Source organism: Streptomyces sp. NPDC040610 (genome assembly GCF_055594065.1).
Window position 1 is genome coordinate 46,628 of record NZ_JBVIXA010000019.1, and the last position, 20,258, is coordinate 66,885.

14 protein-coding genes are annotated in these 20,258 nt (G+C 73.7%); 5 read left to right on the plus strand and 9 right to left on the minus strand.

Annotation, left to right across the window (positions count from 1 at the left end; translation table 11 throughout):
* Window positions 1-48: 48 nt before the first annotated feature.
* The 3 genes from ACZ6AA_RS38000 to ACZ6AA_RS38010 all read right to left on the minus strand — a co-directional run bounded on the left by ACZ6AA_RS38000 (window position 49) and on the right by ACZ6AA_RS38010 (window position 3,244).
* The gene (locus tag ACZ6AA_RS38000) at window positions 49-594 is read right to left on the minus strand and encodes a hypothetical protein (RefSeq protein ID WP_468461483.1); all 546 of its coding nucleotides are present in this window, start codon (window positions 592-594) and stop codon (window positions 49-51) included.
* Between the two features lie 90 nt (window positions 595-684).
* Window positions 685-1,584, minus strand: a complete 900-nt coding sequence (locus ACZ6AA_RS38005) for a 5'-methylthioadenosine/S-adenosylhomocysteine nucleosidase family protein (protein ID WP_471463018.1) — start codon at window positions 1,582-1,584, stop codon at window positions 685-687.
* A gap of 16 nt (window positions 1,585-1,600) precedes the next feature.
* Window positions 1,601-3,244, minus strand: a complete 1,644-nt coding sequence (locus ACZ6AA_RS38010) for a hypothetical protein (protein WP_468483672.1) — start codon at window positions 3,242-3,244, stop codon at window positions 1,601-1,603.
* A 542-nt stretch (window positions 3,245-3,786) separates the two neighbouring features.
* On the opposite strand from ACZ6AA_RS38010, the gene rsgA reads away from it, so the two are divergent.
* Window positions 3,787-4,866, plus strand: a complete 1,080-nt coding sequence (gene rsgA, locus ACZ6AA_RS38015) for a ribosome small subunit-dependent GTPase A (RefSeq protein WP_468461595.1) — start codon at window positions 3,787-3,789, stop codon at window positions 4,864-4,866.
* A gap of 167 nt (window positions 4,867-5,033) precedes the next feature.
* Complete coding sequence (locus ACZ6AA_RS38020) at window positions 5,034-6,431, plus strand: bifunctional transcriptional activator/DNA repair enzyme AdaA (RefSeq protein WP_468461489.1); 1,398 nt, start codon at window positions 5,034-5,036, stop codon at window positions 6,429-6,431.
* A 15-nt stretch (window positions 6,432-6,446) separates the two neighbouring features.
* Here the strand turns inward: ACZ6AA_RS38020 and ACZ6AA_RS38025 are convergent, their stop codons facing one another.
* The 5 genes from ACZ6AA_RS38025 to ACZ6AA_RS38045 form a co-directional block, all read right to left on the minus strand.
* Entirely contained in the window at window positions 6,447-8,543 is a 2,097-nt protein-coding gene (locus ACZ6AA_RS38025; protein WP_471463020.1) for an immunoglobulin domain-containing protein, read from the minus strand.
* Between the two features lie 16 nt (window positions 8,544-8,559).
* Window positions 8,560-9,093: a hypothetical protein gene (locus ACZ6AA_RS38030; RefSeq protein WP_468461493.1), complete on the minus strand. Its 534-nt coding sequence runs from the start codon at window positions 9,091-9,093 to the stop codon at window positions 8,560-8,562.
* Between the two features lie 149 nt (window positions 9,094-9,242).
* Window positions 9,243-9,926, minus strand: a complete 684-nt coding sequence (locus ACZ6AA_RS38035; RefSeq protein ID WP_471463022.1) for a hypothetical protein — start codon at window positions 9,924-9,926, stop codon at window positions 9,243-9,245.
* 420 nt (window positions 9,927-10,346) lie between these two features.
* Window positions 10,347-10,832 carry a DUF456 domain-containing protein gene (locus tag ACZ6AA_RS38040; protein ID WP_471463024.1) on the minus strand — a complete coding sequence of 162 codons (486 nt, stop codon included), beginning with the start codon at window positions 10,830-10,832 and terminating at the stop codon, window positions 10,347-10,349.
* A gap of 42 nt (window positions 10,833-10,874) precedes the next feature.
* On the minus strand, window positions 10,875-11,954 hold the full coding sequence (locus ACZ6AA_RS38045; protein ID WP_468483670.1) for a helix-turn-helix domain-containing protein: 1,080 nt from the start codon (window positions 11,952-11,954) through the stop codon (window positions 10,875-10,877).
* A 754-nt stretch (window positions 11,955-12,708) separates the two neighbouring features.
* On the opposite strand from ACZ6AA_RS38045, the gene ACZ6AA_RS38050 reads away from it, so the two are divergent.
* Both ACZ6AA_RS38050 and ACZ6AA_RS38055 read left to right on the plus strand, forming a co-directional pair.
* On the plus strand, window positions 12,709-14,394 hold the full coding sequence (locus tag ACZ6AA_RS38050) for a protein phosphatase 2C domain-containing protein (protein ID WP_471463089.1): 1,686 nt from the start codon (window positions 12,709-12,711) through the stop codon (window positions 14,392-14,394).
* A 54-nt stretch (window positions 14,395-14,448) separates the two neighbouring features.
* Window positions 14,449-16,191, plus strand: a complete 1,743-nt coding sequence (locus ACZ6AA_RS38055; protein ID WP_468461499.1) for a pyruvate dehydrogenase — start codon at window positions 14,449-14,451, stop codon at window positions 16,189-16,191.
* 159 nt (window positions 16,192-16,350) lie between these two features.
* Here the strand turns inward: ACZ6AA_RS38055 and ACZ6AA_RS38060 are convergent, their stop codons facing one another.
* Complete coding sequence (locus ACZ6AA_RS38060; protein WP_468461501.1) at window positions 16,351-19,413, minus strand: alpha-mannosidase; 3,063 nt, start codon at window positions 19,411-19,413, stop codon at window positions 16,351-16,353.
* Between the two features lie 227 nt (window positions 19,414-19,640).
* Here ACZ6AA_RS38060 and ACZ6AA_RS38065 point away from each other — a divergent pair, with 227 nt between their 5' ends.
* Entirely contained in the window at window positions 19,641-20,108 is a 468-nt protein-coding gene (locus ACZ6AA_RS38065) for an ATP-binding protein (protein WP_468461503.1), read from the plus strand.
* The last annotated feature ends 150 nt before the right edge of the window (window positions 20,109-20,258 follow it).

The following is a 20,258-nucleotide window of genomic DNA, read 5'->3' on the forward strand; positions in this document are numbered from 1 at the left end:
TGGATTCTTGGCGCGGGGTTTGGACCGAACGGTGCCGCGGGACCGGCCTCAGCCCCGGCCGAGGTCGGCGTACAGCACGATCTGCCACGCGAGCACCCCGACGGCGGCGGTCTCCGCCCCCGAGACGGCGAGCAGCGGCCAGGTGAGGTGGCCGTTCACCCAGAAGGCGGTCAGCGCGGCGAGCGGCGAGAGGGTGAAGGCCAGCAGGTCCACGGCGAGCTGCAGGGCCTTGCGCGAGCCCCGGCGGCGGTCGTCGCGGTGGGCCGACTCCCAGGTGAGGATCTCCTCGTCCACGTCGAGGACTTCGGCGAGGCGCGGGGCCAGCGTGGCGCGCACATGGCGGCCGATGGCGGAGATCTTCTCGTCGTTGACGAGGTACGTCCAGCCCAGCAGCAGCGAGATCGGCGGGAACAGCAGCAGGAGCGCCAGATGGTCGCCCGTGCGCATCGTGGCGGCGATGACGGCGGCCGTGGCGGCGAGCATCGCGTACAGGAGGTTGTCGCGCAGCCGGATCCGCCCGGTCTGCTCCGCCTTCAGCTGTTCGTACTCGGTCAGCAGTACGCGTCCGAGGGTCACCTCGTCCGGCTCCGCCATCCTGCCTCCGTCCGTTCGGGGTCGATGCGTGCGTGCGTGCATGCGTGCGTGCGGGGTCAGGGGCAGGGGCGCGGCGGGTTCACCCCGGTCTCACAGCAGGTGGGGGAGCAGGGCGCAGAAGACCTCCGCCGCGTTGCGGGCGGCGACGGCGTGGTGGCGGTCGTCCTTGTCGGGGCCCGCCGCGTCCGACATGCCCCGGACCAGCAGCCACGGCTCGGGGGCGCGGCCGTCGGCGGGGCCCGCGTACACGGTCTCGGCGAGGCCCGCGCCCTCCGTCTCCACGGCGAGGACCTTCTCGTTGTACTGGCGCAGATAGGCGCGCTCGGCCGCGTCGGTGTCGGCGAGCACGGCCTCGCCCGAGCCGATCAGGCCGCGCAGGGTCCGGTGCTCCTCGGACCAGGGCAGCCGCCAGGGCTCGTCGTGCTCCGTGAAGAAGTCGTTGACGGCGTGCTGCACCTCGGCGGCCACCGGGTGGCTGCGGCCGCGTCGGCGTATCCCCTCGGGCGTCACCTTGCGGGGTTCGTAGTGCACGACCTCCTCCGCCACGACGACGTCCCCCAGGCCCAGGCCCGGGTCGACGGCCCCGGCGATGCCGACGAGGGCGAGGAAGCGCGGGGCGTACGCGTCGCGCAGGGCCGTCACCGCGCTGCCCGCCGACAGCTGGCCCGGGCGCAGTGTCTGGGTGACGACGACGTGCACGGGGCGGCCCGCGTCGATCCAGCGGAACTCGCGGAACCGTCCGCGGCGCGCGCTGACCAGCTTGCGCTGCGTGCCGCGCCGGGACAGCGCGGCGATGAGGGCGCGGGTCTCCACGGACAGGACGGTGACGACGCCGAGGTCCCAGGTCTCCGGGCCGGGGCCGGGCGGGGGCTGGGCGCTCTCGGGGCCGCTCGCGGGGGAGCGCGTCAGGCTGGTGCCCTCGCCCATGGCGACATCGGAGACATTGATCCGGTTGCCGGAGCCGGTGCTGATGATCCCGTTGTTCCCCACGGTGTTCCTCCCGGGATCACTTGCTGACGCTGGTGCTGTCGCCCATGGCCACGTCGGTCAGGTCGATCTGGTTGCCGGAGCCGGTGCTGATGACCCCGTTGTTGAGGATGGCCGTCGCCCGCCGCCGGAACTCGGAGGTATCCACACCGCGCTCGGTCAGGTAGTCGCCGACGGTCGACAGGAGCCGCTGCTCGATGATCTTCAGGTGCTTCACGACGTCGAAGGTCTGGAAGTAGTTCTCGTCGGCGCCGATGGCCGCCAGTTCGCGCGCGCTGCAGTCGGCGCCGATGTCCCGCCCCCGCTTGAGCTGCGCCACGGTGGCATCGCTCCCCGCGCCCAGCGCGCCGAGCAGGGGCAGCGGCGCCCGCAGCAGCCGCAGCGGCGCCAGCGCGATGTCCCGGATGCGGCCGCCGTGCAGCGCGGCCGCGCGCAGCGTCGCCAGGGTGCCCGTCCCGCCGATGGTGTCGACGACCTGGTAGGCGAGGCGGGTCGGTGCGAGCGCCCGGCTGCTGAACTCGATGTACATCGTGCGCCCTTGCAGCGACACATGGACGAAGACGGTGGTCACCACTTCGCCGCCCCAGGACTCCACCTGGCACGTCAGATAGTGCCGGACCGTCTCCTGCGGGCGGTCTAGGACCCGGTCGACGAGCCCGGCACGGGCGTCGGGCTCCAGGTCGTCCGCGTAACCGCGCGCGTAACGGCCCGCCACGAAGAGGGAGTCGAGCACCCGCAGTCCCGGCAGCCGGGTCTCGGGGTCCTCCTCGGTGTCGAGGGCCGTGATCGCGCGCCGCAGTTCCTCCACCAGCTCCCGGGTGGCGAACGGCTTCTTCTCGAACTCGATGTCCCTGTCGGCCTTGTCGATGCCGAACGGCTTGGCCTCGATCAGGCGCTGCGCGAACGACCAGGTGCGCAGGCCGCTGCCGCTGCCGACGAAGGGGATCGCGCCCGAGTACACCACCAGGGGGTGGCGCTGCTGGCTCTCTATCACCGCCAGTCGGCCGCGGGCGCGCGGACGGCGCGGATCCGTGCCATGGGCGCGCAGCCGGTTCACGGCGAGCTGGCGCAGCGTGCCGAGCACCGCGAGGACGGCGCAGAGGGCCAGGGCGATGGCGGTGGCCGTGAGGAAGGCGCCGTCGCCCGCGCTCCCCCTGACGCCCACGACCACGCCCACGGTGACCAGGGCGGCGATGACGAGGTCGTAGCCGAGGGTCCTGCGCCACTGGGGCGCGTCCGTGTCCGTGTCCGTGTCGGAGTCCGGGTCCGGGTCCGGTGCGTTGGTGTACCTGTGTCCCAGGGCCCGGACGGAGCGCAGGGCGTTGGTGGCCAGCGCGGCCACGAGGCCGATGTCGAAGAGGGCGACGGCGGCGAGCAGCGCCGGGAGCGGGTACAGCAGGATCGCCGCGCAGCACAGCGTGAGCAGCACGGCGTCGCCGATGGTGGACAGCCACCAGGCACGCCACGCGTGCGTCACGACGGGCACGAGGTCGTAGCCGTACGACGGCGCGACCCGGCGCTTGCGGGCGTTGTACACCCGGTGCAGGACGGCGTCGCGGAACTCGGGGTCCAGGTAGACCCCGGCGCACAGCCGCCGCGTCGCGGTGCGGTCCGGCAGTTCGATGCCCGGATGGGGTGTGGTGGGTGATTCAGGCGTCGTCATACGTCCCCCGTAAGTGCTCCGCCCGAGAGAGAGCCAACCAGCATATCGGCGGTACGGGGGCCTGTCAGGGGTAGGGCGCGACTGGATCGGAGCGCCAACTCGGCTGTGTGGAGGGGGAGTTGGGTGTGGTTGGGGTGCCGTCGCCCTCGTTGGTGTGAGGTGTGGTGCGGGCGGGGATCGGGTGGGCGAAAAAAGAGGTGGCGGCCCGTCGGAGGCTGGAGTTAAAGTCAACGCGTTCCTCGGCGGAAGCGAGACGCGACCGCCGTAGTCGGCTGAGCAGGTTCCCAGGAGGTGTGATTCATGGCTGTCGTTGCGAACGGTGCTGCCCGCATCCAGACGATCATCCACACCACCTCCGTGGTCTCCGGCTGACCTCTCTCGTCCTTCGCCGCGCCCGTCCGGCGCGTGGGCCGGGGCCACCCTGTGAAGGGTTCCCCTTGTCTTCCTCCGCTTTCCGTTCGTCTTCTGCTTCTTCTGCTTCCTCGGCCTCTTCGGCTCCCGCCGAGTCGGCCTTCTCCGAGTCGGCTCTCCCCGAGTCCGCGGTGTCCTCCCTCGTGCCGTACGGCTGGGACGAGGACTGGGCCGCCGCCTTCGCCCCGTACGCGGCGCAGGGGCTGCTCCCCGGACGCGTCGTCCGCGTCGACCGCGGCAGCTGCGACCTCGTCGTCACCGAGGAAGGCGTCATCCGCGCCGACACGACGTACGTCACCCCGCACGACCCCCTCAGGGTCATCTGCACCGGCGACTGGGCGGCCGTCGACCCGGCCGGCGGCGACCCCCGCTATGTGCGGGCCTACCTGCCGCGCCGCACCTCGTTCGTGCGGTCCACCTCGTCCAAGCGGTCCGAGGGGCAGATCCTCGCGGCCAACGTCGACCACGCCGTGATCGCGGTGTCCCTGGCCGCCGAGCTCGACCTCGGCCGCATCGAGCGGTTCCTCGCGCTCGGCTGGGAGTCCGGCGCCCAGCCCGTCGTCGTCCTCACCAAGGCCGACCTCGTGCCCGACGCCACCGCCCTGTCGTACCTCGTCGAGGACGTGGAGACGACCGCGCCCGGCGTGCAGGTGCTGCCCGTCAGCGCCGCCGACGGCGACGGCGTCGACGTCCTCGCCGCGGTCCTCTCCGGCGGTACGTCGGTGCTCCTCGGGCAGTCCGGCGCGGGCAAGTCGACCCTCGCCAACGCGCTCGCCGGGGCCGACATCATGGACGTCCAGGCGATCCGTGACGTCGACGGCAAGGGGCGGCACACCACCACCACCCGCAACCTCCTCGTCCTGCCCGGCGGCGGTGTCCTCATCGACACGCCGGGGCTGCGGGGCGTCGGCCTCTACGACGCCGGGACCGGCGTCGGCCAGGTCTTCGCCGAGATCGAGGAGCTCGGCGAGGGGTGCCGCTTCCAGGACTGCGCGCATGTCGCGGAGCCCGGCTGCGCGGTGCTCGCCGCCCTGGAGGACGGCACGCTCCCTGAGCGGCGGCTCGACAGCTACCGCAAGTTGATCCGGGAGAACCAGCGCATCGTCGCCAAGACCGACGCCCGGGTGCGGGCCGACATGCGCCGCGAGTGGAAGCGGCGCGGGGCCGAGGGGAAGGCCGCCATGGAGGCCAAGCGGGGGCGCCTGCGCTGAGCAGGTGCGGCGGGGGCGCGGTGATTCTGCCTGTGGGGCGGTGGGGGCTGGTCGCGCAGTTCCCCGCGCCCCTCGCGGGGCACGGCACCGCGCCCCGCACCAGGGTGGTGAACATGACGTCCGATTCCCGCTAGCCCCGATGCCCCACCCGGCTCACACTGGATGACGTGAGTGACCAAGACACCAGGTACGAGGCCGTCCGCAGCCGCGACGCCCGTTTCGACGGCGAGTTCTTCTTCGCCGTCGAGACGACCGGCATCTACTGCCGGCCGAGCTGCCCGGCGGTCACGCCCAAGCGCCAGAACGTCCGCTACTACCCGACGGCCGCCGCCGCGCAGAGCAACGGCTTCCGCGCCTGCCGCCGCTGCCGCCCCGACGCCGTGCCCGGCTCCGCCGAGTGGAACGTCCGCGCCGACGTGGTCGGCCGGGCCATGCGGATGATCGGGGACGGCGTCGTCGACCGCGAGGGCGTCGGCGGCCTCGCCGTCCGCCTCGGCTACAGCGCCCGCCAGGTCCAGCGCCAGCTCACCGCCGAGCTGGGCGCGGGCCCGGTCGCGCTCGCCCGCGCCCAGCGCGCGCACACCGCCCGCGTGCTGCTCCAGACCACCGACCTGCCGGTCACGGAGATCGCGTTCGCCGCCGGGTTCGCCAGCGTCCGGCAGTTCAACGACACCATCCGTGCCGTGTACGAGCTGACGCCCACCGCCCTGCGCGCCGCCGCGCCCAAGCGGGGCGGCGGCCGCGGCACCCCCTCCGCGGGGATCCCGCTGCGCCTCGCCCACCGTGGCCCCTACCAGGCCGCCGCCGTCTTCGACCTGCTCGCCCACGAGGCGCTGCCCGGCGTGGAGGACGTCAGCGGGCCGCGCGGCGCCCGCACATACCGGCGCACCATGCGGCTGCCGTACGCCTCCGGGATCGTCGCCGTCGAGGAGCGCGACGCGCGCAAGGGCTCCGACAGCCACCGCTGCGGCTGGCTGGAGGCCCGCCTCCACCTCACCGACCTGCGCGACCTGACCACCGCCGTGCAGCGCCTGCGCGGCCTCTTCGACCTGGACGCCGACCCGTACGCCGTCGACGAGCGCCTGTCCGCCGACCCCCGCCTCGCCCCCCTCGTCCGGGCCCGTCCCGGCCTGCGATCGCCGGGCGCGGCCGACCCGGAGGAGTTCGCGGTGCGCGCGGTCGTCGGCAGGGAGCAGGCGCGGCGGCTCGTCGCCGAGCACGGCACGCCGCTGTCGTCGCCGTGCGGCACGCTCACCCATGTCTTCCCCGCGCCGGAGGCCCTCGCCGGACGGCTCCCGCTCGCGGCGGCCCTCGCCGACGGCACGGTGCGCCTGGACGCGGGCGCCGACCGCGACGACGCCGAGCGGCAGCTGCGCGCGGTGGCCGGGGTGGATGCCGTGGCCGCCGCGACCATCCGGACGCGGGCCCTCGGCGACCCGGACGTGGCGCCGCCGGGCGAGCCGGTGTCCGACGCGTGGCGGCCCTGGCGTTCGTACGCGGTACGTCATCTGCGTACGGGACAGGCGGAGGCGCACGTGGAAGACGCCCGGCTGCTCACGGCGTAGGGGAGACGGGCGGGTTCACCCCGCCCCGCCCAGGCCGCCGGTTCCCCGGCGGGCCCGTCGCATCGCGTACCAGCCCGCCGCCGTCAGCGCCGCCGCGAGTGCCGCCGCGCCGCCGACGGTCTGCCCGGTGGAGGCCAGGCTGCCGCCCGACCCGGCGCTGCCGGTGCCGCCGACGGCACCGCCGGAGCCGCCGGATCCCGTCGTGCCGGAGTCGCCCGCGTCCCCGGCCCCGCCGGAGTCGGAGCCGCCTGCCGAGCCGTCCCTGTCGGAGCCGCCGTCGTCCGCCCCGCCATCGCCGCCGTCGCCGTCCCCGGGCCCGTCACCATCGCCGTCGGCGAAGGTCACCGGCACCCGGACGTCCTGCGAGCGGTCGCCCGGCCGGGTGTGGTCCGCGCGGGTGGCGAGGACGCAGCGCGTGGTGCGGCAGTCCGTGGAGCCGTCCTTGGCGTCGACGGTCAACTCGACCTTGAACGAGCCGTCCTTGCCGTAGGGGACGGCCAGGTCCGCGCCGTGCGGCGGCGGGTTGTTCGAGATCCACGCCGACGCCTTGGAGCCGCCGTCCGTGGCCGCGCCGCCCACGCAGGGCGTCGGTGTCCTGCCCGGCCCGTTGTCGACGCACAGGGCCGCGTAGATGCCCTTCTTCTCGTCGTAGCCCGAGCCGGTGACAGTCAACTTCTGTTTTTTGAGGGCGAGTTCCTTGACCGGAGTGACGGTGAGCCGCTGGCCTTCGGGACCGGTCGCCGAGCCCTCGTCGCCCGGCTTCGCGCGCACCTTGAGTGCGGCGGGCTCCGAGTGCGCCGTACCGGCGTCGTTGCTGAACTCGGCGCGGTAGCGGTGCCCGTCCTGCCGCGCGCGGGCGGTGAAGGTGTACGAGGGTTTCGTGGCGCCCTCGACCGCGGTCCAGGAACCGCCGCCGTCCGTGCTCCGCTGCCAGACCACGGTGGGCTCGGGGGAGCCCTCGGCGCGCGCGGTGAGCGTGACCTCGGCGCCGTCGTCGGCCGTCACGTCGGCGGGCGACGCGGTGACCTTCGGCGGGGTGTTCCGTTCGATCCGGGTGATCCGGCCCTGGGCCGGGCTCGTCACGAACACCTCTCCGCCGCCCGGGGCCACCGCCACGGCGGCGTAGCCGAGTTGGGCCTCGTTGCCGGGAAGGGCGACCGGCTCGGCGACCGGCTTCAGGGTGTCGGTGTCGAGGACGGTCAGCGAGCCCCGGCCGTCGTAGTCGGGCGCGCCCGGGTCGCCGACGTCCTGCCGGGCGACGTACGCCCGGGAGCCGTCGAAGGCCACGTCCCGCGCCAGGTCCTTGCCGGCGACGGTGCCGCGCGCCGCGCCGTCCGCGTCGAACACCATCACCTTGTCCTGCCGGCCGACCCACACCGAGCCGGTCGCCGGGTCGACGGCGGTGAAGCCCTCCGTCCCTTCCGTGACGGGGAGTTCGACGGTCTTGGTGACGGTGAAGGACGTGGTGTCGATCCGGTACAGCTTGTTCTGCGCGAGGTCCGCCGACCACACCGCCTCGCGTCCGGTGTCCACGGCGAACTGTCCGGCGCCCGGCAGCGTCAGCGTCCGTTCGGACGCCCCCGTGGCCGTCTCGACCTCCGTCAGGACGGCGCCCTGTGCCACCAGCGTCGTCCCGTCCGTGACTCCGGGCCCGACGTCGGTGACCTTGGCGCCCGCGAGCCAGACGCCCTTGGCCTCCTGGTCGCCGTCCTTGGCCGTGCCGAGGCCCTTGAGCGGATAGTGGAAGACCACGCCGTCGCCGGGCAGCGGCGCGGCGATCTTGCGGACGGCCGACTCGCGCGGCACGCCGTTCGCGCCGGGCGCCTTGGCGGTCCGGCCGCGCACCGCGCCGCTGACCCGGTCGAGCACGTACAGCCCCATCTCGTTGACGTCCGCCGTCCCCGCGTCGTCGTCGGAGCCGACGTACAGCTTCTTCGACTCGGGGTGGATCGTGACGTCGAGCGGTTTTCCGGCCGTCGTGAAGTCGCCCGTGCGCCGGTAACTCACCTTCTCCTCCGCGGAGTCGGTGCCCCCGGGGGCCGCGGGCGCGAAGCCCGTGCTGAGGGTGGCGAGCGTCAGCGCCGACGCGGTCAGCAGCGAGGTGCGTCTCATCGCGTTGTCGTCCGGCCTACTGGAAGGTGACCGGGATGTGCACGTCGTACTTGCGGTCGCCGGAGTCGAAGTGGTCGGCGCGCGTCACGATCGCGCACTCCACGGTCTCGCCGCACACCTGGCCGTTGCCCAGGTCGGCCTTCACGTGGATTTTCACGGAGAACGTGCCGCCCGCGCCGAAGCGGGAGCTGTTCGGCACGGTGCCGCCGCCGACGTTGGACACCCAGTGCGAGGCGCCGGTCGTGCCGGACTGGTCCTGGCCGCCGAGGCACGGCGTCGGCTTGTTGGCGCCGGGCGCTCCGTTGACGGCGCACAGGCCGACGTACACGCCCTGCCCGGTGTTGTAACCGGTGCCGGAGACCGTGACGTTGGCGCCCGCAGCCGACGCGGTGTCCGGGCCGGTCAGCTGGAGTTGGTACGTCTTGCCGCCGTCGGTGATGGTGCGCTTGGCCGTGACGTCGGCCGCCGCCGCGGATCCGGCGAAGGCGGCGGTGAGCGCGGCGGCGGCGAGGGCGGTGACGCAGGCGCGGACGTGAGTGCGGGTGGGCATGGTGGACGGCACCTCTCTGGGTGTCAGGGACGAGGCACGCCCGAGCGGGCCTCGACTTAGGTAAGGCATACCTAAGTCGCTTCGGCTCCCCGTGTCAACGCCTAGTCAGTTCGCGGGCGGGCCCCATCTCGGGGCGTCGGCACCGGGTTTCACCGGGCGGCGCACCCGCCTCGCTCACCAGGCGCACCCACCGCGTCGCCCCCCTGCTCGCGCACCGCGCTGAGCAGGAACGCCCCCTGGGTGCGGAAGTCGTGGACCACCAGGTCCGGCCGCGCGGCGGGCAGTGCGGGAAAGACGCGTATGACATCGCCCCAGGACTGGCACACCATGTCGTGCAGCGACTGCGCGGCCGACAGTGGGGTCTCGATGACCGGCCCCGACTCCTTGTACATGGTGTTCGCCTGGGTGAAGCGGCTCATCGGCCGCCCCAGATACATGAGCGCGTCGTCGCCCTTGCCGGGCAGCGCCGAGATCGACGCCGCACCCGTGAACGTGTAGCCCTGCAGGGCGCCTTCGAAGCCCACCCAGTGCGCGAGGGACTTCTCGATCAGCGCCTTCTCGGCGGGTGTCCGGGTGTCGGTGGTGCGCGGCACGCCGAGGGAGTCCGCGCGGTAGGGCGCGGTGACCTTCTTGGCCAGATTGTCCCGGAACTCGCTCAACGCCCGCGTGACGGCGTCGAGTTCGAGGTGATTGGAGCCGTGGATCAGCCAGTGCTCCAACTGCACGTTCAGGTTCCGCCAGGGCGTCGGCTCAAGCCAGGGCCCGCAGGTCGCCATCACCGGGGCATCCCGCCAGGCGGTGACGTGCTGCCCACCGGCGAGCAGCGGCTGCACGGCCGCCGCGGAGCGTGCCGGTCCGTGGTGAGCGTCCCCGTCAGCTCGGCGTCGCGCAGCCGCAGCCGCCGGTCGACGCCGGTGATCGCCCCGACGGGCTCCAGGGCGAAGTGGCCGATCGGCAGCCGGGCGAGCCCGAAGAGCGAGCCGAACTCCGGGATGGGGGTGCCCCCTGCTCATTAAGAGCTCGGGGGAGGTCCTGCACCTCGGAGTGCTGCACATTGAACCGGACGGCCGCCTTCTCGCGGCCCGGCTCCGCGTAGATCCCGGAGCCGAGGAAGCCGTTGCCCAGGAACGGGCCCTCGTACAACGAGTCGGGAGAGGTCGGATGTAAATCAGGCGCGGGGCGGTCCCACGCACTGTGCGGTCTCAGGCCCTGCGCGGTCTCAGGTACTGCGCGGCCTCAGGCCCTGCGCCGCATCAGCCGCCCCACACCTCCGCCCCCACCCACGCCCCCACGATCAGCAGGCACGCGAACAGCTCCACGAACACGCTCCACCCCCCGGCCCGCAGCGCCGTCCGCATCGCCGTCACCGCCTCCCCGCGCCCGCCAAGCCGTATCCGCTCCGCCAGATACATCCCGCCGACGAACCCCGGCAGCGCGCCGACCACCGGCAGCACGCAGAAGCCGAGCAGGGCGCCCCCACCCGCGTACGCGGCCATCCGGTGGGTCGCCCCCGACTCCCGCAGCCGCCGCGGCGGCAGCTGCCAGCGCACGGCCTGGGACAGCAGGAGCACCAGGGTCGCGCCGACGAGGACGCCCCAGGCGAGCCCCTTCGGCTCCTGAAGCGCCCACCACGCGGTCCCGGCCCACACGAGCCAGGACCCCGGTACGCCGGGCACCAGCACTCCGCACAGGCCGAGCAGCATCACGACGCCGACCAGCAGGAGTTCCCACGCTCCCATCTGCCCAGAGTGCAGGAGCGGGTACGAAACCGCAGGTCGGGGTCAGTCCTGGGGGCTCGCGTCGGGGTCGGTCCCGAGGGCCGTGGCGGTGTCCGTCGGGGCGGTCGGGGCCGGGAGCGCCGCGACGGGCCCGGGGCCCGCCTCGCGGGCCACCCAGCCGCGTTCGTACGCGTGCCAGCCGAGCTGGAGCCTGGTCGTCACGCCGGTCAGCTCCATCAGCCGCTTGACCCGGCGCTGCACGGTCCGCAGCCCCAGATCGAGCTGTTTGGCGACGCTGGCGTCGGTCATCCCCGCGAGGAGCAGCGAGAGGACCTCCAGGTCCGTGCCGTCCGGCCCGTCCGCGCCCGCCTCGCGCACCGCGTCGTCCTCGCCGAGGCGCAGCGGGAGAGCCGTCCGCCACACCGCCTCGAACAGGCCCGTCAGGGACTCCAGGAGGCCGCTCGCGTGCACCACGAGCGCGGCGGGCTCCGCCGTCCGCGACGTCAGCGGCACCATCGCGAGGGTGCCGTCGGCGACCACCAGCTTCGTCGGTACGCGGTCGGCGACCCGGATCCGCTCCTCGCGCCGCATGGCCGCCGCGACCTCCATCAGCCCCGTGGGCGCGGCGAGCACCTCGCGCTCGATGACCACGCGGTAGCGCACGCCCCGGTTCGCGGCCTGCTCCTCCGCGTCGTTCTCGACGCCCGTGACCGCCACCGGCCTGCCCGTCACCAGCGCGCACACCTCGCGGCTCGCGCCGAGCTGGAGCTGGAGGAAGCGCTGGGAGACGGCGGCCGCGCCGGTCACCACCTCGACCAGGTCGTGCACGGTGGGCTCGGCGGCCCGCGCCCGGTACTCCTCGGCGAGCAGCGTCGCCGCCAGCTCGGCCTTCTCCAGCTCGTGCCGGTGCTGGGTGAGCAGCGCGCCGAGGGCCACCCCGGGCGGCGCGGCCACCCAGCGGCCCGCCCGGCCCGAGGCCTGCGCGGCCAGACCGTGCCGCTCCAGGCGGCGCAGGGCACGCTCGGTCTCCGGCTCGCCCAGCGTGAGCCGGCGCGCCAGGTCGGGCACGTCGGCGGCGCCCACCGACACCAGCGCGCGGTACGCCGCCTCGTGCGTCTCGTCCAGACCTATCGCAGCCAGCATGCGGCGACGTCCCTCCCCGATGCGTTCCGGGCAGGCCGGGCCTCCCGATCGTCCTGGCGCGTCCGCGTCTCCGTGGCGGAAAGCGGCCACGGCGTAAACCCGCCGCGAACATCATCCCCGCAGCACCCGCCGGTCTGCCAAGGTGTCCCCCTGCGTCGGGCGGTCCTCCCGTGGGGGGTGGGGCCGCCCGGCGCTTCGTGCGCCACCCGGGGCCACCCCCGCCCGTGCGGGCCGGAATTTCTTGATGCACCGTTTTCGTACGCCCTGTGCGGTGGACAATAGGGGCATGAGCCAGCAGGGGGAGAGGCACACCGGTCACGGGGCCCGTTCCGGTCAGGAGGACGACTGGTGGGGCCAGTTGTACGACGAGTCGAAGGACGACACGGGCCCGGCCAAGGCCGCCGACACCCTGGACGACCGCTTCGCTTCGGCGTCGGACACGGTGGCGGACGGGGACGGGGCCTCCGGGGGCGCTGAGGGCGCCGAGGGCGGCGGGGCGGGTGCGGGGGCCGATGCGGACGGCCGTGACGCGCACGGTGCCGGGGGCTCCGGACCGCTGGGAGTTCCGGGGCAACGGGGTGAAGTGCCCGGGGGCACGGCGTCGGCTCGGGGGCAGGATGCCGCTTCGGCCCGTGCTCAGGGCCAGGACGCCGCATCGGTCCACGCGGAGAGCGACGCCGTCCCCGGGCAGCGCGACGCCGACCCGGCCGAGCGCGAGCCCGCCCCCGGCCAACGCCAGGACCTCCCGGAATGGTTGACCCCATCGACCCCTCGGCCACCCCGACGCCCCACACCCGAACCCCCGCAGCCGCCCCGGCCGCCGAGGCCCGAGCCACCCCGGCCCCCGGCCCCGGAGCCGCCCCGACGCCCGGCCCCGGAGCCGCCCCGACGCCCGGCCCCGGAGCCAGCCCGGCCCCCGGCCCCGGAACCGCCCCGGCCTCCGGCCCCGGAACCAGCCCGGCCCCCGGCCCCGGAACCACCCCCGCCCGCGCCCCCCGAGCCACCCCGCCACCCGGCGACGGAGACACCCCGGCCCGCGCCCCCCGAGCCCTCCCGCCGCCCGCCGAGCACGGCCTCCTCCGCCTCACCTGCACCGCCTCCATCACCTTCCCCACCCGCCACCCACGGCACCCCCGAGCCCGCCGTTCCCCCGTCACCCTCCGGGCGTACCGCACCCCCTGAGCGCCCCGCGTCACCGCCCGCCCCACCCCTCTCCGAACCGCCCGCCCCACCCTCCTCCGCACTCCCCACCGAACCGCCCCCCGACCGCCCCCACCACCCTCCCGCCTACCGCGCCCCCGCCCCCTGGGCGGCCACCGTCGTCTCCGCCGAGCCCGTCACGTTTCCCTCGGGGCGGCAGATCGAGCCCGCGGGGGCCTCGACGGACGCGGGGCGGGCGTCGAGCGAGGGGAGTCCGATGAGCGGGACCGGTGACGGCGACGGGACGGCGCGGGGCGACACGGAGGTGCCGGTCGGGGTGCCCGCGTACGTGGGGGACGGGCCGCCGACGTACGAGGCGGAGCCGACGGGCCTGCCCGTGGCCGACCCGGACGCCCTGGGCGAGCTGGTCGCGGACACCGTGCTCGACGGGGCCCGCTACGGGGCGAGCACCCTGCGCGCCGCGTCCGTGCGCGGCGACTCGGCCCGGTTCCGGGGCGAGCCGCGCCGCGACGCGCTGCTCACCGCCCGCTTCGGCACCGGCGAGGACGCCCTCGTCCTGGTCGCCATGGCCACCGGCGCCCGCGCCACCCCGGGCGCGCACCGGGCCGCGGCCGACGCCTGCGCCTGGATCGGCCGCGCCGTGGGCCGCAGCCACAGCCGCCTCGCCCAGGACATCCGCGCCGCGCGCCGCGGCGACCTCAAGTCGGGCCTGCACCGCCTCACCGACCGCAGCCTCGGCAAGCTCCGCGCCCGCGCCGCCGAACTCGGCCTGGAACCGGACGAGTACACGGCGACGCTGCGCTGTCTGCTGCTGCCCGCCGACCCCCAGTGCCGCACCCGCGTGTTCTTCGGCGTCGGCGCGGGCGGCCTGTTCCGGCTCCGCGGCGGCGAGTGGCAGGACATAGAGCCCCGCACGGCGGACACGGCGGGCGAGCCCGTCGTCGGCTTCGGCTCACCGCCCGCCGAGACCCCCGACGGCGACCGGCTCACCATGGACCTGGGGATCACCACACCCCCGAGCCCCTACGAGCCCGCGCCCGCACCGCCGCGCGACCCGTTCCGGTTCCGGGCCTCCGTCGCCCGCCCGGGTGACACCCTCCTGCTGTGCAGCGGCGGCCTCGCCGAGCCGCTGCGCGGCGAACCGGAGCTGTCCCGCCACCTCACCCGCAGATGGGCCGAGGGCGGCCCGCCCGGCCTCGCCGCGTTCCTCGCCGACACCCAGGTACGGGTGAAGGGATACGCGGACGATCGCACCGCTGCCGCCGTTTGGGAGGCGTGAGCGCCCTCGCTGTGAATTCATGGATCCAACGAGAGCGAAGGGGTGCATGAAGAGATGGCCAAGCAGAACGTCGCCGAACAGTTCGTCGACATCCTCGTACGCGCCGGAGTCAAACGCCTCTACGGAGTCGTCGGGGACAGCCTGAACCCGGTCGTGGACGCGATCCGCCGCACCAAGGCGATCGACTGGATCCAGGTCAGGCACGAGGAGACCGCCGCGTTCGCGGCCGGCGCGGAAGCCCAGATCACCGGCTCCCTCGCCGCCTGCGCGGGCTCCTGCGGCCCCGGCAACCTGCACCTCATCAACGGCCTCTACGACGCACACCGCTCCATGGCCCCGGTCCTCGCCCTGGCCTCGCACATCCCGTCCTCCGAGATCGGCCTCGGCTACTTCCAGGAGACCCACCCGGACCAGCTGTTCCGCGAGTGCAGTCACTACAGCGAACTGATCTCCAGCCCCAAGCAGATGCCGCGCCTGGTGCAGACGGCCATCCAGCACGCCGTCGGCCGCTCCGGCGTCAGCGTGGTGTCGCTGCCCGGCGACGTCGCCTCCGAGCCCGCCCCGGAGAAGGCCGCCGAGACCGCCCTCGTGACGTCCCGGCCCTCCGTACGGCCCGGCGACACCGAGATCGACAAGCTCGCCGCGATGATCGACGAGGCCGACAAGGTCACCCTGTTCTGCGGCAGCGGCACGGCGGGCGCGCACGCCGAGGTGATGGCGTTCGCCGAGAAGATCAAGTCACCGGTGGGGCACGCCCTGCGCGGCAAGGAGTGGATCCAGTACGACAACCCGTACGACGTCGGCATGAGCGGACTGCTCGGCTACGGCGCCGCGTACGAGGCCACCCACGAGTGCGACCTGCTGATCCTGCTCGGCACCGACTTCCCGTACAACGCCTTCCTGCCCGACGACGTGAAGATCGCCCAGGTCGATGTGCGCCCCGAGAACCTCGGCCGCCGCTCGAAGCTGGACCTCGCCGTCTGGGGCGACGTGCGCGAGACCCTGCGCTGTCTCACCCCGCGCGTCTCGCCGAAGTCGAACCGCAAGTTCCTCGACAAGATGCTGAAGAAGCACGCGGACGCGCTCGAAGGCGTGGTGAAGGCCTACACCCGCAAGGTCGAGAAGCACATCCCGATCCACCCCGAGTACGTCGCCTCCGTCCTCGACGACCTCGCCGCCGACGACGCCGTCTTCACCGTCGACACCGGCATGTGCAACGTCTGGGCCGCCCGCTATCTCTCCCCGAACGGCAAGCGGCGCATCATCGGCTCCTTCAGTCACGGCTCGATGGCCAACGCGCTGCCGCAGGCCATCGGCGCCCAGTTCATCGACCGCGAACGGCAGGTCGTGTCGATGTCCGGCGACGGCGGCTTCTCCATGCTGATGGGGGACTTCCTCACCCTCGTCCAGTACGACCTGCCGGTGAAGGTCGTCCTCTTCAACAACTCGTCCCTGGGGATGGTGGAGTTGGAGATGCTGGTCGCGGGGCTGCCCTCGTACGGCACCAGCAACCACAACCCCGACTTCGCCGCCGTGGCCCGGGCCGCCGGGGCCTATGGCGTCCGCGTCGAGAAGCCCAAGCAGCTCGCGGGCGCCCTCAAGGACGCCTTCGCCCACAAGGGCCCCGCCCTCGTCGACATCGTCACCGACCCCAACGCCCTGTCCATCCCGCCCAAGATCAGCTCGGAGATGGTCACCGGGTTCGCCCTCTCCGCCAGCAAGATCGTCCTCGACGGTGGGGTGGGACGCATGGTGCAGCTGGCCCGCTCCAACCTGCGCAACGTGCCGCGGCCTTGACCCGCGTGGGACGCCCCAGGCCCGCCCCTTCACCGAAACCGGGGCTCCGCCCCGGACCCCGTATCGGCGCTTCGCGCCTCGTCCTCAATCGCCGGACGGGCTATCTATAGCCCTTCCGGCGTTTGAGGAGCGGGGGTCTGGGGCCGCGCCCCGCGAGGACTATGCCGGGGTGAGGCGGAGGGTGAGGATCTGGAAGGGGCGGAGGGTGAGGGGGAGGCCCGCGCCGGAGGTGGGGGCAGGGTGGAGGGGGCGTTCCAGGAGGTCGGTGACGTCGGCCCGGGTGACGGGGAACGACGTCGTCAGGACGGCCCGGGCGCGCCCGCCCCGGGACTCGTACAGCCGCACCACGACATCCCCACTGCGATCCTCGGCGAGCTTGACCGACTCGACGGTCACCCCGGGGTGGTCGACCCGCACGAGGGGCGCCACAGCCGGCGCGGCCGCGACCCGAAGCGGCAGGTTCAGGGCGAGCCCCTCGGCGACGGCGTCCCCCGTCTCGGCCCCGGGCAGCAGCGCGTAGGTGAAGTGATGGGTGCCGACATCGGTGTCGGGGTCGGGGCTGTGGGGCGCGCGCAGCAGCGTGAGCCGGACGGTGGTGCCGAGCCCCTCGGCGTGCGGGGCACGGGTCACGTCGTGCCCGTAGGTGGAGTCGTTGAGGACGGCGACGCCGTAGCCCTCCTCGGCCACCCGCAACCACCGGTGCGCACAGATCTCGAACCGCGCCGCGTCCCAGGAGGTGTTGGCGTGCGTGGGCCGCTGCACATGCCCGAACTGGATCTCCGCGGCGGACCGTTCGGCCTGCACGTCCAGCGGGAACGCGGCCTTGAGCACCTTCTCCGACTCGCGCCACTCGACTTCGGTGACGACGTCGAGGCGGCGGCTGCCCGCGGCGAGCCGCAGCTCCTGCGTGATCCGCGACCCGGCGCCGAAGACCCGGACGACCCGCACGGAGCCCCGCAGCGGCCCGTCCTCGACCAGCTCCACGGACTCGGCCCGGGTGAGGTCGGTGTGCCGGTGGCGGTAGTGCTTGTCGAGGTCCCACGCGTCGTAGTGGGTGGGGTGGTCGGGGTGCAGCTGGAGGAGGTTGCCGCGGCTGCCGGGGGCGAGGACCTCACGGTCGGCGGCCCGGTCGAGGACGGAGGCGAGGAGGCCGTCGGAGTCGATGGTGACCCGCAGGTGCTCGTTGGAGAGCACGATCTCCTGGCCGGTGCGGGTCGCCGAGGTCACGGCGCCTGCCTCCCGCTCCTGCCCCGTAGCCTCCGCGAGCCCGCGCACACCGAGCCCGCCGACGTTCACATGCACGAGCCGCCCCTCGTGCTCGACGACCTCGCTGCGTTCGTACGGCGAGGAGTTGAGCACCGAGGCCTCGCCGCCGCCGAGGTGGCGTACCGCCTCGGCGGTGAGGGAGTCCAGCTCGGCGAGGACGCGGGCGTAGGTGTCGCGGGCCTCGCGGTGCACCCAGGCGATGGAGGAGCCGGGCAGGATGTCGTGGAACTGGTGCAGCAGGACCGTCTTCCACAGCCGGTCCAGATCGTCGTACGGATACGCGTACGCCGCGTCCTTCACGGCGGCCGCCGCACACCACAACTCGGCCTCCCGCAGGGCGTGTTCGGTGCGCCGATTGCCGCGCTTGGTGGCCGCCTGCGAGGTGTACGTCGCCCGGTGCAGCTCCAGATACAGCTCACCGGACCACACCGGCGCCCGCTCGCCGTACTCCTCCTCGGCCGCCGCGAAGAACGCCGAAGGGCGCTCGACCTCGACGCGCGGCGAGCCCTCCAGGGAGCGCAGGCGGCGCGCCCGCTCCAGCATCTCGCGGGTCGGACCGCCGCCGCCGTCGCCCCATCCGAACGGCACCAGGGAGCGGGTCGCACGGCCCTTGTCGGCGAAGTTCCGCTCCGCGTGGGCGAGTTCGGTGCCGTGCAGCTGGGAGTTGTACGTGTCCACCGGCGGGAAGTGCGTGAAGACGCGCGTGCCGTCGATGCCCTCCCACCAGAAGGTGTGGTGCGGCATCTTGTTGGACTGGTTCCAGCTCAACTTCTGGGTGAGGAACCACCGTACGCCCGCGAGCTTCGCCAACTGCGGGAAAGCAGCCGTGTATCCGAAGGAGTCCGGCAGCCAGATCTCCTCCGTCTCGACCCCGAACTCCTCCTGGAAGAACCGCTTCCCGTGCACGATCTGCCGCGCCAGCGCCTCACCGCCCGGCATATTGGCGTCCGACTCCACCCACATCGACCCCACCGGGGCCCAATTGCCCTCCGTGACGGCCTTCTTGATGCGCTCCCAGATGTGCGGCTGGTGCTCCTTCACCCACGCGTACTGCTGCGCCTGCGAGCAGGCGAACACCAGCTCCGGATAGTCACGCGCGAGCGCCGTCACATTGGCGAACGTACGGGACGCCTTGCGCACCGTCTCGCGCAGCGGCCACAGCCACGCCGAGTCGATATGCGCGTGCCCGGCAGCCGATACGCGGTGGGCGCTCGCGGCGGCGGGCCGGGACAGCACGTCGGCCAGCGCGGCCCGGCCCGCGGCGGCGGTCCCCGCCACGTCGTGCAGATCGAGCGCGTCCAGCATGTCCTCGATGGCCCGCAGGATCTCGTGCCGCCGCGGCCTGGCCGGGTCCAGCTCCCGCATCAGCTCGTCGAGGACCTCGATGTCCAGGATCAGCTGCCAGACGTCCTCGTCCAGTACGGCGAGGTCGGCAGCCGCGAATCGGTAGATGGGCCGATCGCCCGCGGTCAGGATGTCGCCGAGCGGGGTCGGTACGAAGTCGTGCAGCACCGTCGGGTTGGCGGCCGCCTCCAGGAGCAGCCGCACCGGCTCGCCGCCCCGCGCGCGGGACGCCACCGGCACATGACGGTTGCGCGGGTGAATGCCCTTCAGCGGCACCCCCGAGGCGTCGTACACCAGGCCCTCCGCCTGGAAGCCGGGGCCCTCCCCGGTGAACCCGGGGTCGATCACCGCCTCCACATGCCGACCCTCCCACTCCCGCGGCACCTCGCCCTCCAGCCGGAACCAGCTCGTCGACCAGGGCTTTCCCCAGTCGGATCCGGCCTCGAACGGCTCGTACGTCTCCGCGAGGGCCTCGCCCACGGGCACCGGCTCGCCCGGCGCGTGCCACACGGACAGGGCGAGGGGCACCCGTGCCGCGTACTGGGCGGGCCTGATGAACTGCCGCAGCGCGCGTTCCAGGCGCTCCTCCACCAGCGGTCGGTCGTCGTGCACAGCGGCTCCTTCGCGTGGTCGCTCACGGGGGTCGACCGGGGGACGGTCGGGGTGTACTCGGCTTCACTTCCCCCCAACCCATCGGCGCATCCGTCTCTTTGATTCTCTTTGATTGACGAATGGACATGAGTGCGTTCTGGCGGGACGGGAATGCATTCCGTGAACGTGTTCGAGTTGGAGACCGGTCGGGGGGCTTGGTCGTGATGGTCATCGGGTGGGCGGGGGTCATGACGAGACACGTAAGAGCAGGAGCTGCCACCGGTTCCGCGGGTTCGGTCGAATCCGTCGGTGCGGTCGAGCCCGGGGCCGGGCGGACGCAGTTGCTGCGGCGGCTCGGGCGCGCCGACCTGCGGGCGGTGCCCGAGGCGCGGGGTGCGCTGCGGGAGCTGTTGCGGCACTGGGGGCGGCCCGGGCGGGCCGAGACGGCGGAGTTGCTGGCCAGTGAGCTGGTCACCAACGCGCTCGTGCATACGGACCGGGATGCGATTCTCACCGCCACGGTGGGGCCGCGGCGGCTGCGGGTCGAGGTCCGGGACTTCGTGGCTCGGCGGCCCCGGCCCCGGGTCCCCGAGGACGCCGAGGACACCCACGGGCGTGGGCTCCTCCTCGTCCAGTCCCTCGCCGACGCGTGGGGGGTGCGGGTGCACGGCGTGGGCAAGGTGGTGTGGTTCGAGCTGGACGCGGGGCCGGGCTGACCTTCGCGGGGCGCCCCAGTCCCGCCCCTTTCCCGAAACCGGGGCTGCGCCCCTGGGCCCCCGCTTGTCGCCGCTTCGCGGCTCGTCCTCAAGCGCCGGACGGGCTGAATACTTCGCCGGGGCGGGCTGGAAGGTACAGCGGGGCGGGCT

What these genes read in the sequence shown, in the direction of transcription:
- ACZ6AA_RS38000 (WP_468461483.1), bottom strand. Translation starts at nt 594, where the DNA reads ATGGCGGAGCCGGACGAGGTGACCCTCGGACGCGTACTGCTGACCGAG.
- ACZ6AA_RS38010 (WP_468483672.1), bottom strand. Translation starts at nt 3,244, where the DNA reads ATGACGACGCCTGAATCACCCACCACACCCCATCCGGGCATCGAACTG.
- ACZ6AA_RS38025 (WP_471463020.1), bottom strand. Translation starts at nt 8,543, where the DNA reads ATGAGACGCACCTCGCTGCTGACCGCGTCGGCGCTGACGCTCGCCACC.
- ACZ6AA_RS38030 (WP_468461493.1), bottom strand. Translation starts at nt 9,093, where the DNA reads ATGCCCACCCGCACTCACGTCCGCGCCTGCGTCACCGCCCTCGCCGCC.
- ACZ6AA_RS38040 (WP_471463024.1), bottom strand. Translation starts at nt 10,832, where the DNA reads ATGGGAGCGTGGGAACTCCTGCTGGTCGGCGTCGTGATGCTGCTCGGC.
- ACZ6AA_RS38045 (WP_468483670.1), bottom strand. Translation starts at nt 11,954, where the DNA reads ATGCTGGCTGCGATAGGTCTGGACGAGACGCACGAGGCGGCGTACCGC.
- ACZ6AA_RS38055 (WP_468461499.1), top strand. Translation starts at nt 14,449, where the DNA reads ATGGCCAAGCAGAACGTCGCCGAACAGTTCGTCGACATCCTCGTACGC.
- ACZ6AA_RS38065 (WP_468461503.1), top strand. Translation starts at nt 19,641, where the DNA reads ATGACGAGACACGTAAGAGCAGGAGCTGCCACCGGTTCCGCGGGTTCG.